The sequence below is a fragment of the Flavobacterium soyae genome (genome assembly GCF_045348165.1).
Classification (GTDB): domain Bacteria; phylum Bacteroidota; class Bacteroidia; order Flavobacteriales; family Flavobacteriaceae; genus Flavobacterium; species Flavobacterium soyae.
Window position 1 is genome coordinate 2,652,690 of the sequence record NZ_CP150845.1, and the last position, 13,254, is coordinate 2,665,943.

General features: G+C 34.1%; 12 protein-coding genes. 5 read left to right on the top strand and 7 right to left on the bottom strand.

The window, feature by feature from the left end; genetic code table 11:
- Nucleotides 1-3 precede the first annotated feature (3 nt).
- The 3 genes from pepT to AABD74_RS11360 all read right to left on the bottom strand — a co-directional run bounded on the left by pepT (nucleotide 4) and on the right by AABD74_RS11360 (nucleotide 3,338).
- Entirely contained in the window at nucleotides 4-1,281 is a 1,278-nt protein-coding gene (gene pepT / locus AABD74_RS11350; protein WP_406845602.1) for a peptidase T, read from the bottom strand.
- 120 nt (nucleotides 1,282-1,401) lie between these two features.
- Nucleotides 1,402-2,544: a formylglycine-generating enzyme family protein gene (locus AABD74_RS11355; protein WP_232681242.1), complete on the bottom strand. Its 1,143-nt coding sequence runs from the start codon at nucleotides 2,542-2,544 to the stop codon at nucleotides 1,402-1,404.
- Between the two features lie 116 nt (nucleotides 2,545-2,660).
- A complete protein-coding gene (locus tag AABD74_RS11360; protein WP_406845637.1) occupies nucleotides 2,661-3,338 on the bottom strand; it encodes a DUF6515 family protein in 678 nt (225 codons plus the stop codon).
- Between the two features lie 588 nt (nucleotides 3,339-3,926).
- On the opposite strand from AABD74_RS11360, the gene AABD74_RS11365 reads away from it, so the two are divergent.
- Entirely contained in the window at nucleotides 3,927-4,961 is a 1,035-nt protein-coding gene (locus AABD74_RS11365) for a quinone-dependent dihydroorotate dehydrogenase (RefSeq protein ID WP_232681244.1), read from the top strand.
- On the opposite strand, the gene AABD74_RS11370 is transcribed toward AABD74_RS11365, so the two are convergent.
- Both AABD74_RS11370 and AABD74_RS11375 read right to left on the bottom strand, forming a co-directional pair.
- Entirely contained in the window at nucleotides 4,947-5,663 is a 717-nt protein-coding gene (locus tag AABD74_RS11370) for a DUF3307 domain-containing protein (protein ID WP_232681246.1), read from the bottom strand. The two genes, AABD74_RS11365 and AABD74_RS11370, sit on opposite strands and share 15 nt — an antisense overlap.
- On the bottom strand, nucleotides 5,660-6,274 hold the full coding sequence (locus tag AABD74_RS11375; RefSeq protein ID WP_406845603.1) for a hypothetical protein: 615 nt from the start codon (nucleotides 6,272-6,274) through the stop codon (nucleotides 5,660-5,662). The genes AABD74_RS11370 and AABD74_RS11375 overlap by 4 nt, the downstream gene beginning before the upstream one ends.
- A 404-nt stretch (nucleotides 6,275-6,678) precedes the next feature.
- Here AABD74_RS11375 and AABD74_RS11380 point away from each other — a divergent pair, with 404 nt between their 5' ends.
- The 4 genes from AABD74_RS11380 (at nucleotide 6,679) to guaB (ending at nucleotide 11,216) form a co-directional block, all read left to right on the top strand.
- Nucleotides 6,679-7,545, top strand: coding sequence for a hydroxymethylglutaryl-CoA lyase (locus AABD74_RS11380; RefSeq protein ID WP_232681248.1), 867 nt, complete (start codon nucleotides 6,679-6,681; stop codon nucleotides 7,543-7,545).
- Between the two features lie 67 nt (nucleotides 7,546-7,612).
- A complete protein-coding gene (locus AABD74_RS11385; protein WP_232681249.1) occupies nucleotides 7,613-8,164 on the top strand; it encodes a hypothetical protein in 552 nt (183 codons plus the stop codon).
- Entirely contained in the window at nucleotides 8,161-9,555 is a 1,395-nt protein-coding gene (locus tag AABD74_RS11390; RefSeq protein WP_406845604.1) for a DUF5723 family protein, read from the top strand. Before AABD74_RS11385 ends, AABD74_RS11390 begins: the two co-directional genes overlap by 4 nt.
- 188 nt (nucleotides 9,556-9,743) lie before the next feature.
- Nucleotides 9,744-11,216, top strand: coding sequence for an IMP dehydrogenase (guaB, locus tag AABD74_RS11395; RefSeq protein WP_232681251.1), 1,473 nt, complete (start codon nucleotides 9,744-9,746; stop codon nucleotides 11,214-11,216).
- Between the two features lie 61 nt (nucleotides 11,217-11,277).
- Here the strand turns inward: guaB and AABD74_RS11400 are convergent, their stop codons facing one another.
- Both AABD74_RS11400 and AABD74_RS11405 read right to left on the bottom strand, forming a co-directional pair.
- Nucleotides 11,278-12,108 (bottom strand): hypothetical protein, encoded by an 831-nt coding sequence (locus AABD74_RS11400; protein ID WP_406845605.1) that lies wholly within the window; start codon nucleotides 12,106-12,108, stop codon nucleotides 11,278-11,280.
- A 165-nt stretch (nucleotides 12,109-12,273) separates the two neighbouring features.
- Complete coding sequence (locus AABD74_RS11405; RefSeq protein ID WP_406845606.1) at nucleotides 12,274-13,158, bottom strand: L,D-transpeptidase; 885 nt, start codon at nucleotides 13,156-13,158, stop codon at nucleotides 12,274-12,276.
- Nucleotides 13,159-13,254 lie beyond the last annotated feature (96 nt).

Here is a 13,254-nt window from a genome sequence, read left to right on the forward strand (position 1 = left end):
TATTTATTTATTTATTTTAGATTTTTCTTTTACATCAAAAATTCCAGGAGTTGCTGTAAGTTCAGCAATTTTTACAATAACATCAGTCGCTTTTTGAATACTTTCTGCGGGAACATATTCGTATTTTCCGTGGAAATTATGTCCGCCGGCAAAAATATTCGGGCAAGGTAATCCCATGTATGATAATTGGGATCCGTCTGTACCACCGCGAATAGGTTTAATGATTGGTTTGATGTTTAATTCACGCATTGCTTTTTCGGCAATATCAACAATATGCTTTACCGGAAGCACTTTTTCTTTCATATTATAATACTGGTCTCTAACTTCAGCAGTTACAATATCTTCGCCAAATTGTTTTGCAAATTTCTTATTGATTTTTTTGGCAATTTTTCCAATTAAATCTTTTCGTTTTTCAAACTTACTCTTATTATGATCGCGGATAATCAATTCTAAAACTGTTTCTTCAATACTTCCTGTTAAATGATGAACGTGGAAAAAACCTTCGTAACCTTTTGTTTCCTGCGGTGTTTCACCTTTCGGAAGTTCATTGATAAAATCATTTGCAATTAACATCGAGTTGATCATTTTTCCTTTTGCATATCCTGGGTGAACGCTTTTTCCTTTAAAAGTAATTTTAGCTCCGGCAGCATTAAAATTTTCATATTCTAATTCACCAATCTGACTTCCGTCCATTGTATAAGCCCATTGAGCGCCAAATTTTTCCACATCAAAATGATGCGCACCACGTCCAATTTCTTCATCGGGAGTAAAACCAATTCTGATTTTCCCGTGTTTAATTTCGGGATGCTGGATTAAGTATTCCATTGCCGAAACAATCTCTGTGATTCCAGCTTTATCATCAGCACCTAACAAAGTTGTTCCGTCCGTTGTAATAATTGTCTGTCCTTTATATTGTAATAAATCTTTAAAGTAATTAGGAGATAGAATGATGTTTTTTTCAGCATTCAAAACAATATCTTTTCCGTCGTAATTTTCTACAATCTGAGGTTTTACATTTGCTCCGCTAAAATCTGGCGAAGTGTCAAAATGAGAAACATACCCTATTGTAGGAACTTCGTGATCCACATTACTTGGCAGCGTTGCCATAATGTAAGCTTTGTCATCTATCGTAACATCTGTTAAACCAATTGTTTTTAGTTCTTCGACTAATTTATTGGCAAGATTCCATTGTTTTTCTGTACTTGGGGTTGTTTTTGAATTCGGATCTGATTCAGTATCAATTGTTACATAACTGATAAAACGATCTATGATATGTTGCATTTCTTTTTATTTTTAGCAAATATAGACATTTTTTTTAGCAGGTAAATTTGCGGTTTATCTTCAAAAATAAAAAAAAGGATTCTGTATTGAGAATCCTTTTTCATGATAAATTTTTATCTTTTAAATACTTTTTACACATCTAAAACCAAGATGATTGGCAGCAGATCTAACTTCGCCTTTTCCTCTGGTCCCCACCATATATCTTGTACAGTATTGATCTGTACATAAAAATGATCCGCCTCTGTGAACTCTTTTTATCTGCGTTGGATCGTTAGGGTCATTATAAGCATCTGGCCCTTGCGGATTTCTAGCTGTTTTTCCGCTTTCGCTTAATGTTTTGTAATAATCAACACTATACCAGTCGTTTGTCCATTCCCATACATTTCCTGCAACATCATACAATCCGTAAGCATTTGGAGCATATTGTTTAATAGGTGCGATTCCTTTAAAACCATCTTCGCCAGTATCACCATCTTTAATAGGGAAATGCCCTTGGTAAATGTTAGCCTGAAATTTTCCTTTAGGTTTTAAAGTATTTCCCCAAGCGTAAATTTCTCCGGTTTTACCGCCTCTTGCTGCAAATTCCCATTCGGCCTCAGTAGGCAGGCGTTTTCCAGCCCATTTAGCATAAGCTGCAGCATCTTCATATGCAACTTGTACTACAGGATAATTGCCTTTTCCTTTTATAGAACTTTCCGGCCCCAGCGGATGTCTCCAGTCTGTGCCGCCAACGTAAGCCCACCATTGATAGAAATTATTTAAATTTACAGCAGATGGCGTAGGGTTAAATATTACAGATCCTGCAATTAAATCTTCCTCTGCAGCCGTTGGAAACTCTTCTTTGGTTGGTTTTTGCTCAGCAACAGTTATATAACCCGTAGCTTTTACAAATTTTTCAAATTGGTCGTTAGTTACTTCTGCTTCATCCATATAGTAGCCGTCTACATATACACGATGAATAGGGGCAGCATCTTTTGTAACGCCTTTTAAGCTGCATAAACTTTCGTCTTCAACATTACTTCCCATAGAGAATTCGCCTCCGGGAATCCAAACCATGCCTTCGGGAGCTTTTCCTTTTGGTTTGTTTTTATTTTCGATTGTAGGTTTAAAAGCAGATGATTCTGCTGTATTAGGAAGTTCATGACAATCCAAAGCCAATTCTGTTGCTTTTGTTTTAGGTGTAATTAATTTTGTTACACCGTAAGTAATTGAAATTATAGAGATTGTCAGTATGGCAAAAATCCAAAAGGTTTTATTCTTCATTTTTATGGTTTTTTAGCGAGTAATATTTTGTCAGTAAATATATACAAAAAATAAATATATCAAAAAACAAATATAATCCTATTTATCATATAGAGTTAATAAACTATAATAAATTTTTATTTATCTTCTTCGACCAAAACTACTTCATATTTATTTTTACCGTCAACTTGTATGGGTTGATAATATGTTTCACCAAATTTCACATATTTTACATTACCAATTGTAACTTCTTTGCCACCTTCTGGCAAATTATCTACTATTGTTCCTGCCGTTGGCGGTACAACTTTGTAAGTACTGCCATCTTTTTCATAATAAGTTCCACCGTAGTAGTAATTGTTTACTGTTCCTGTATTAACGGTTTGTGCACCGCTCGGAATATTGTTTACTGTTCCCCCAACTGGTGCCGGCACTGCAGTATAACCTCCGTTTGAAGGCGCATACCAAACTCCCTGATCATAATGATATTGGGTGCTTTCTACACTTACTACAATTGCTGTAACGGCCAAAGCAGCCACAAAAAATCCCCAAGGATGCCAAACGGGGCCATAATAAAATGGAGTGTAAGGATGAAAGTAGTACGGATTGTAAGCATGATATCTATAACCGCCATATACATAAGGAGGACGGGCATAAACAACCGTATTTCGTCTAACAACGGTATTTCTGTTGTTGTTTATTGTGATATCTCTGCTTCGGTCTACATTTATTGTATTACCGCTTATATTGGTATTTCGATTACCGGAATTTCTTATGCTGCCTGAATTTCGATTATTTATGCTGTTTCTGTTATTGATATTTGTTGTTGAACCATTGGCAGGTCTGGTAACTCTGGTTCCAGAACCATTAGAGCCAGGTCTTGTTGCGGCAGGTCTATTTACTGTAGGTCTTGACTGATTGGCTGACCTGTTTATCGATGGCCTGGTTTGAGTTCCTCCGCCAGCTCTGTGAACTCCGCCGCCACCGCCGCCTGCGCGACGTTGTGCTATGCTGTCAATAGAAACTAAAAAAAAACGATCCGACTAAACATATTGTTGCTGCTTTTCTTATTGTTTTGTTTATATTTTTCATTTTCAGTATTTTAAGTCAGATAAAGTTATTAAAAAAATGAATGACTGAAGAGGGTTTAAGTGAATATTTTGTAAGTAAAATATTGTTTTAAGTAAAAAAATATTTGAGTAGTACAAAGAAATATAGTAAAATGTTCTCTTGATGTAAAATGCACTTTTATAAAAAGAATTGAATACTAAAGTTCTTTTTAAAGAGTTTGTTAGCTGATATATTTTTGAATATAAAAAATCATATAAAACAGTTTTTTATAAAAAGCCCCCTTTTTAAACTATAATATTTAAATTTGTAGCCAAAATAACAACAACACAACTCTTATGTATAAATTGATAATTCGCCCAATACTTTTTTGGTTTGATCCGGAAGAAGTGCATTACTTTACTTTTTCATTTGTAAAATTCATTTCAAAAATTCCTGGAGTTTCGGCGGTTATAAGATCAATTTATGAAGTAAAGGATTCTCGTTTAGAAAGAGAAGTTTTCGGGATTAAATTTAAAAATCCGGTTGGACTTGCGGCAGGATTTGATAAAGATGCAAAGCTGTATAAAGAATTTTCTGATTTTGGTTTTGGTTTTATCGAAATTGGAACCGTAACTCCGGTTGGTCAGGAAGGAAATCCTAAAAAACGTTTATTCCGTTTAAAAGAAGATCAGGCGATTATTAACCGAATGGGTTTTAATAATGGCGGAGTTCTGGAAGCTGTAGAACGTTTGAAAAAGAATTCAGGCGTTTTAATTGGCGGAAATATAGGGAAAAATAAAGTGACCCCAAACGAAAATGCGGTTGACGATTATATCATTTGTTTTGATGCACTTTTTGACCATGTAGATTATTTTGTGGTAAACGTAAGTTCTCCAAATACACCAAATTTAAGAGCGCTGCAGGATAAAGAACCTTTAACAGCCTTGTTACAAACTTTGCAAAACAGAAATGTCGAAAAGCAAAAAACAAGTAATCAAAAAGTAAAACCAATTCTTTTAAAAATTGCCCCGGATCTTACAAATGAGCAATTATTAGATATTATTGATATCATAAAAACAACCCAAATTGCAGGTGTAATTGCGACAAATACTACTATTTCAAGAGACGGACTTCAGTCTCAAAATCAATCTGAAATGGGAGGTTTATCCGGAAAACCATTAACAAAACGTTCAACAGAAGTTATTCGTTTTCTTTCGGAAAAAAGCAATAAAGCATTCCCAATTATTGGAGTAGGAGGAATTCACTCTGCCGATGATGCCATCGAAAAATTAAATGCAGGAGCAAGTTTAGTGCAGTTATACACAGGTTTTATTTATGAAGGGCCGGCGTTGATAAAAGCAATCAATAAAAAGGTTTTAGGGCAGTTGTAAAAGAAGCGCCTGAACTAGTATTCCGGCAAGAATTGCAATTCCGAAACTGATTAATGTGCCAATTAAAACATATTCCGTTAGTTTTCGGTCTTTGGCTTCTTTTAAATCCCCAAATCTAAAAATAGATTTTGCGGCCAGTAAAAAACCAATCGCTTCAAAATGTCCGGTTAAAATAAATCCGAATACAAATAAGCGCTCTAAAATACCAATATAATTTCCGGCAGCTATCAGCGAGTTATCCTGATGGCTGTTTTCGTTTTCGGGCGCCCAGATTGAAATAACGATTTTGATGAAAATAGAAGTTGGTTTGGTCAGCAGTAAAAATCCGGTTATCAAAATCCAGAATGTGTTATCCTGCCAAAAATAAATGATGCCTTTGTTTTGATAAAGAAGCACAACGCCTATTAAAATCAAAATATGTGCAATTTGATCCACAACAAACCAAGTACGTTTTGTTTTGTTTTTCTGAAAATTGAGTTTGATTAAATCGATGATGCCATGTGTAACCGCAATTAAAACAGCATACGGAATAAAATTCATTTCTCCGGCCAGAATCGCGGCTAAAACTCCGTGCAGTAAAATATGAATATATAAGTAAATGCTCTTGTGTTTTTTACTCTCTTTATCAATTACCCAGGAATTAGGCTGCCAGATAAAATCGCCTAATAAATGCGCCAAAAATAGTTTTATAAATAAAATCATGGGGCTGTAAGTTGTTTTATTTGTGTTCTAAAATAACGATCTAAATTCATAACTAAATCAAACTGGGCGCGTTTTTGTCTTCGGCTTACGGCAGCTTGATTAATACCTAATTTTTGCCCCAGTTCTTCCTGCGAAAGGTTTGGGTTTTCTATTGCTTTTACAATAAATTCAGCTGATTGTACCAGCCAGTTATCCATAAAAGTCAAAGCAAGCTGAATCATTAAGTTCAGCTTTTCATCAAAAGCAGCATCGCCTGTCCGCAAAGCCAAAGTCACTTTTTGTTTTTTTAAAGTCTCAAATAACTCTCCCGAATTGATGAAAGCCGTTCCGTTACTTTCAGATATTTTTTCGGCATTGTGCGTTTTATTCCCAAAACCAATGCTCATTCGTGCATCAGATTTTATGGCTCTTAAATGTGCTTTGATTAAAACAGCGGTCAATAAAGCATCTTCGGGATTTTGAACTTCTATTTGAAATTCGTCACCACGATAAACTTCCCATTCGCCTGGTGTTTTACCAAGCGGAGCCAGGATTTTTTTTAAATCCTCGACCCAATGCTGAGACTCCTGCTGTCTTGAACCAATTATGTCGCCTGTAATTACACTAGTCATAATCAAATATAATTAAAAATAATAAAAATTGTATTACAAATATAAGTAATATTTTTAATTATTACACTTTTTGGTAATATTTTAAAATATTACATTTTTATGTAATAAATATACCTATTACGATATTATGTAATAAAGACAGAAGCACTTATATTTAACTACGATAAACTATCCAGCATTAAAATTTAAAAAAAACTTATATAATTTATAGGGTAAAAAAAATAATTCAGAAAACTTATATTCCTATAATCAAAATTATATAAGCAATACATTTAAATGATCTTATATAACTTATATGGTTTTAAAAAAAACAGCCTAATAAGGTTAAAATAAATAATTCGCAAAGAGTTAATTTTTATTTCTTTAAAAAAGAACCTAACTTAGCTTATACAAAAGAATAAGTTTTGAATAAAGAGATCAAGATTATAGAATGTCCACGAGATGCCATGCAGGGTATCAAAACCTTTATTCCAACAAAAAATAAAGTAACTTATATACAAGCCTTGCTTCGCGTAGGGTTTGATACAATCGATTTTGGAAGTTTTGTTTCTCCAAAAGCAATTCCGCAGATGCAGGATACGGCTGAAGTTTTGGCACAATTAGATTTGTCGCAGACAACCAGTAAATTGCTTTCGATAATTGCCAATACGCAAGGCGCAGCTCAGGCTGCAGAGCATGAAGCTATTCAATATTTAGGATTTCCGTTTTCTATATCTGAAAATTTTCAGATGCGTAATACACATAAAACGATTGCAGAGTCTTTAGTAACTCTTGAAGAAATTCTTGAAATCGCCGATAAAAAAAACAAAGAGGTTGTGACGTACCTTTCAATGGGATTTGGAAATCCGTACGGAGATCCGTGGAATGTTGAAATTGTTGCAGAATGGACAGAAAAACTGGCCGGTATGGGCGTTAAAATTTTATCGCTTTCAGATACTGTAGGAAGTTCTACGCCGGATGTTATTACGTATTTGTTTTCGAATTTAATTCCGAAATATCCTGAAATCGAGTTTGGGGCGCATCTGCATACTACGCCAGACAGCTGGTTTGAAAAAATTGACGCCGCATCAAAAGCCGGATGTATACGTTTTGACGGAGCAATTCAGGGATTTGGCGGCTGCCCAATGGCGACGGATAAATTAACTGGAAACATGCCGACAGAAAAATTGATTTCTTATTTTACTGCTAATAAAAAAATAACCGGACTTAATTCATTAAGTTTTGAAAGTGCTTACAATGAGGCATCTAAATTATTTGGAAAATTTCATTAAAAAAATAATACAAAATAAGTAATATCTGACAAGAAAAGGCGTTTTTATTAATCTTAATTAATTAAAAATGAAACGAAATCTTTTATATAGAATCTCTATAGCACTCTTTTCCGCAGTTTTATTTCTCTCTTGTTCAAGTGATTTAGACTTTGACCAAATCGATGATTTTGTGCTTGAACCCGTTTATGTGGCAAATCTCGCTTACTTTAATGTTACTGCAGATCAAATTGATGATAATGGACAGGGACAGCAAATACCGCCTGATGTTGAAGAATTTGATGTTTTTAAAAAGAAATTTTTTACAGATAATCTGGTAAAAGCCGAACTTAATTTCGAAATTGAAAATACTATAAACAGAGCTTTTGAAATCGAATTGCAGTTTATAGATGCCAATAATCAGCTATTAGAAACTATTGATTTGGCTGTTCCAACCTATACCGGAGGCTCAAACATAATACAATATCCTACAGAAGTTTTTGAGGGAGAACGGTTAAATTTATTAAAAAAGACCATGAAAATTGGTTTTGTAGTAACAACCGTAACAGGATCTGGATCAGGCGATATTTCGGGTAATTTAAAATTTAAATCAGGTGCAACCGTTTATATGAAAGTAAAATGAGAAAAGCACTTTTAATTTTAATGCCTCTGTTGCAGCTTTTTTGTTATTCCCAAAATAAACAAGTGCTGTACAATTTTACGTCAATTCCACAGTCTTCGCTTGTAAACCCAGGGGCCGATGTTTCATATAAATATTATTTTGGCGTTCCGCTTCTGTCCGGAGTTTCTGCAAATATTGGTTCCAGCAGTTTTTCGGCTTATGATTTATTTGCTGATAACGGCGTTGATTTTAATGATAAAGTGCGAAATATTATCAATAAATCATCTGCAAATGATAAAACACAGGTAAACCAGCAGCTTGAAATATTCTCTGGGGGATTTAGAGTAGGAGGAGAGGACAGTCAATCTTATATTTCGTTTGGGGCATATCAGGAATTTGATTTTTTAATGTATTTCCCAAAAGATATTGCCATTTTAGGGGTAGACGGAAACAAGAATTATATTGGGAAATCATTTAACTTGGCCGATTTAAATTTACGCGCCGAAGTGCTTTCTGTTTTCCACGTAGGATTTCACAAAAAACTAAACAAAAAACTGGTTTTAGGCGGGCGGGCTAAAATTTATTCAAGCGGTGCCAATGCGACTTCAACTAAAAACTCGGGATATATTTATACCGGGCAAGGAACGGGAACTAATTTGTACACTCAAATAATCGAATCAAACTTAGAGCTTAAAACTTCGGGCATCGGGAAATTTACAAAAGATGAATACGAAGGAAGTATCCCCAGTGATATTGCACACAATACTTTTTTGAATGGAAGTTTAGGTTTAGGATTTGATGCCGGTATTACTTATAATATTAAAGAAAATCTACAGCTTACTGCCAGTATACTTGATGTTGGTTTTATAAAGCATACTAAAGACATTGAGACGTTGACATATAAAGGTGCTTACAGATATGACGGAGTAAACCCAGGTTTTGATGCTGTAAATGAACCGGAAAATATTTTTGATGAGTTTGATGCGGCTATTCCGCGAGATACGTCTTATAATAAATATACAACCTGGCGCCCCGTAAAATTTAATTCCTCCATTCAATATTCATTTGGCGAATCAAGATACGATGGAGAGTGTAATTGTAAAGGTTCAAGTGAAACAAGATATTTAAATGCTGTTGGCGCGCAGTTGTTTATAATGACAATGCCAATAGAACCTTATGCTGCTTTGACGGCTTTTTATAAACGCAGTATTTTTGAAAAGCTGAATGCCAAAGTCACTTATACATTCGATCCGTATTCAAATAAAAATATTGGTTTAGGACTTTCCGGAACACTCGGAAAATTTAATATTTACGCTTTATTCGATAATGTTTTAGAGTATAAAGATGTCACAAAAGCCAATAGTCTTGCCTTTCAATTTGGTTTTAACTTCATTTTTCAAGATAAAAAATAAAATTCCAATACTTTAAATTCCAATTGAGTAAGGCCTTTATTTTTGCTTTATTGATTGGAATTTGGGATTTAAAATTTGGAATTTAAATCGTAAGACGATTCCTGTAAACTTAAATTTATGAATAAGTTAGTATTTAAGTTAGCAATTTATTCACTATATTTGCACGCAATTCAACTAGAAATTGCACCATGATAGCACACAACTCCAAGATTATCGGCGAAGGTTTAACTTACGACGATGTATTATTAGTACCTAACTACTCGAATGTGCTTCCCCGCGAAGTGAGTATCAAATCAAAATTTTCAAGAAACATAACATTAAACGTTCCAATCGTATCTGCTGCTATGGATACAGTGACCGAAAGTGCAATGGCAATCGCTATGGCACAAGAAGGCGGAATTGGAGTTTTACATAAAAATATGACCATCGAGCAGCAAGCTGGAAAGGTTAGAAAAGTAAAGCGTGCTGAAGCAGGGATGATTATCGATCCGGTAACATTACCAATGAATTCAACTATTGCAGACGCTAAAAACGCCATGAGAGAATTCGGAATTGGCGGTATTCCAATCGTTGACGAAAACAGAATCCTTAAAGGAATTGTTACCAATCGTGACTTACGTTTCGAAAAAAACGGAGCAAGACCAATCGCTGAGGTAATGACAAGTAAAAACTTAGTTACTGTCGCCGAAGGAACTTCACTAGAACAAGCCGAAGTAGTTTTACAAGGCCATAAAATCGAAAAATTGCCAGTTGTAAATGCTAAAAACGAATTAGTTGGTTTAATTACGTTTAGAGATATTACAAAACTGACTCAAAAACCAATCGCTAACAAAGATACTTTTGGCCGTTTGAGAGTTGCTGCTGCAATTGGCGTTACCGGAGATGCAGTTCAAAGAGCTGAAGCTTTAGTTGCTGCCGGTGTAGACGCTATTATTATTGATACAGCACACGGACATACTGAAGGTGTGGTAAATGTATTAAAAGAAGTAAAATCAAAATTCCCTCAAATAGATGTAGTGGTTGGAAACATTGCAACGCCGGAAGCTGCTAAATATTTAGTAGAAAACGGTGCCGATGGTGTAAAAGTAGGAATCGGTCCTGGTTCTATTTGTACTACACGTATCGTTGCAGGTGTTGGTTTTCCTCAGTTTTCAGCGGTTTTAGAAGTTGCTGCTGCTATTAAAGGAACAGGTGTTCCTGTAATTGCTGATGGTGGAATTCGTTATACAGGAGATATTCCTAAAGCAATTGCTGCAGGTGCTGATTGTGTAATGTTAGGTTCATTATTAGCAGGAACAAAAGAATCTCCGGGTGAAACTATTATTTTTGAAGGAAGAAAATTCAAATCATACCGAGGAATGGGTTCTGTTGAAGCAATGCAGACTGGTTCAAAAGATCGTTATTTCCAGGATGTTGAAGACGATGTTAAAAAATTAGTTCCGGAAGGAATTGTTGGTCGTGTTCCTTATAAAGGTGAATTAAACGAAAGTATGCTCCAGTTTATTGGAGGTCTTCGTGCCGGAATGGGATACTGTGGTTCAAAAGATATTCCAACTTTACAAGAGTCTGGGCGTTTTGTTAGAATCACGTCAAGTGGAATCACTGAAAGCCACCCACATAATGTAACTATTACAAAAGAAGCTCCAAATTATTCTAGATAATTTTTAGTTTTTTTAAATATTAAAAAAGGCATAAGAGTTCAATTCTTATGCCTTTTTTGATTTATTTTTTGGAAATTTTAGCAAGTTGACTATAATCACTTTTTGATTTTAAATCGATATTAAAGTCGGTATGCTTTAAGTTAAGATTTAATTCCATGTTTAAAGTATTTTCACTTACAAAATGATTTGGGATATCATAAACTAATTTTCCTGTTCCATTTCCTGAACCACTTGACTCAAAGCCAGTTTTAGTGAATTTCATTGAATATATTTGGATAATATCAAAAAAAGCAGATTTTTCAGTAATACTTTTTAAGTTATACGTTGTTGTAATAACCATTTCGATGTTCATACCGCCAATAGGAAGTGTAAGTGGACTTTCCTGTGAAAAAGATTCACCTGTTTTTAATTTTTTCTCCGGCAGAGCTAGTTGATTAAAAGTGCTTTGAACCATTTGAAAAATACTTTTTTTAAAATTTTCTTCCATTCCTGTACCTACGATCGAATCTAATTTTGGCATGCTTGAAAGTGTGGCATTACCAAACAAAAGGGTTCCGCTTGGAATTACACTTTTTCCGTCTTTATCAGAAGATTTTAGGTATTCTATGGTTATAGGGAAATTTCCGTCTTTACCAATTTTTCCAGTTTTAGAAACAGTTTCTACATTAAATGAACTTTTTATTTTGACAGGATTTTCCGTTCCGTTTTTCTTTAGTATTTCCAGTAATTTTTCAGATCCTGAATATGTCATTTCATAATCTGAAGAATTAGTTACTGTTTGAGTGTAAATAGTTTCAGGTGAGTAACCCGGTTTGAAGTCTAAAATTTCGTTCGATTGTCCATAATTGAAAAATGGTACAATAATAAAAAATAGTAAAAATGATTTTTTCATGTGTGAAAGTTAGTACGATAGATATTTGACGTTTTGTTAAACGAAAGTAGACAAATTATCATCAATGAAAATTTTATTTTATCTAAATTTTTAGTTTTTGATTAAAAACAAAAAAGCAGCTTATAGATAAATTATAAGCTGCTTTTTTTATGAAAAAATATTTTTTTAAAGCGAATTAGTTTGTTCCGCTTCCCTTAATTTTTGATTGTCTAAAATCTTCTGAATAAAAGGTTTTACCTCTTTCTCAATATCAGATTCAGATATATTTAAAGCTTTTGGATCAGCTGTTAATTGCAGCCACGGTTTTGGAGCGTCAAAATTATAATTTCCAAAAACTACAACCGGAGTTCCTTTTACTTTTACATTTTCTTCGTCTTTCAAAATCCATTCATCGGCAAATTTGTAAAGATATTTTGCATCTTTTTCCAATAATCTCAAGCAGGAATGTGATGCCGGATAACCCGGTAATTCATATTGATGAAAACCAACTCCGAGTTTGTTCTCGATATTAAAATTCCATTTTAATTCCCATTCGTCATTAAAAGTACTTGTTGTTTTTTCTGCTTTCCAATTGGTAAAAAACAATCCGGTTGGCGTAGGGGCCTTTTTTCTTCCCATGTTTGTTGGACCCGTACGAACCAACTCACCGTTTTCGTAAGCAGCAAAGGCTTGCGAAGGATAGGAAAAAATAATGATTTTAGAAACTTCTTCTAAAGCAGTAACATGCAATGGAAATGGTAAGTAGTAAACCAAATCTCCGCTAAAATCTGCCGGAATAACTACTGAGTCTAATTTTTTAAAATTTGCTTTGTCAGTTCTGTTTACGGCATAAAGAATATTTAGTTTACTGCTGTTTGTTTCGTTAGTTTTAAGCCAGTCTTTTGTTCTTTCAATCTGGTAAGAAACAGCCGATTTCGGTTTCTTGTATTCAATTGTTTTTTTAGGCTTAGTATTTTTGGTTAAATTGGCGGTGTCGCTTTTTTTACAAGAAACAACTAAAGTTAACATTAATATAAGTAATACGTTTGCTGTATGATATAACTTTTTCATAAGTCGTAATTTTTATAAAAATAAAGTTATAACTATACTCGTCAATATACCTTACACAATTTTTTGAATAGTTTGCTGGATTTTCATTTAACAGAT

Excerpts from the sequence above, each read along its gene's own strand:
- pepT (WP_406845602.1), bottom strand. The coding sequence starts at position 1,281 with ATGCAACATATCATAGATCGTTTTATCAGTTATGTAACAATTGATACT.
- AABD74_RS11355 (WP_232681242.1), bottom strand. The coding sequence starts at position 2,544 with ATGAAGAATAAAACCTTTTGGATTTTTGCCATACTGACAATCTCTATA.
- AABD74_RS11365 (WP_232681244.1), top strand. The coding sequence starts at position 3,927 with ATGTATAAATTGATAATTCGCCCAATACTTTTTTGGTTTGATCCGGAA.
- AABD74_RS11370 (WP_232681246.1), bottom strand. The coding sequence starts at position 5,663 with ATGATTTTATTTATAAAACTATTTTTGGCGCATTTATTAGGCGATTTT.
- AABD74_RS11375 (WP_406845603.1), bottom strand. The coding sequence starts at position 6,274 with ATGACTAGTGTAATTACAGGCGACATAATTGGTTCAAGACAGCAGGAG.
- AABD74_RS11385 (WP_232681249.1), top strand. The coding sequence starts at position 7,613 with ATGAAACGAAATCTTTTATATAGAATCTCTATAGCACTCTTTTCCGCA.
- AABD74_RS11390 (WP_406845604.1), top strand. The coding sequence starts at position 8,161 with ATGAGAAAAGCACTTTTAATTTTAATGCCTCTGTTGCAGCTTTTTTGT.
- guaB (WP_232681251.1), top strand. The coding sequence starts at position 9,744 with ATGATAGCACACAACTCCAAGATTATCGGCGAAGGTTTAACTTACGAC.
- AABD74_RS11400 (WP_406845605.1), bottom strand. The coding sequence starts at position 12,108 with ATGAAAAAATCATTTTTACTATTTTTTATTATTGTACCATTTTTCAAT.
- AABD74_RS11405 (WP_406845606.1), bottom strand. The coding sequence starts at position 13,158 with ATGAAAAAGTTATATCATACAGCAAACGTATTACTTATATTAATGTTA.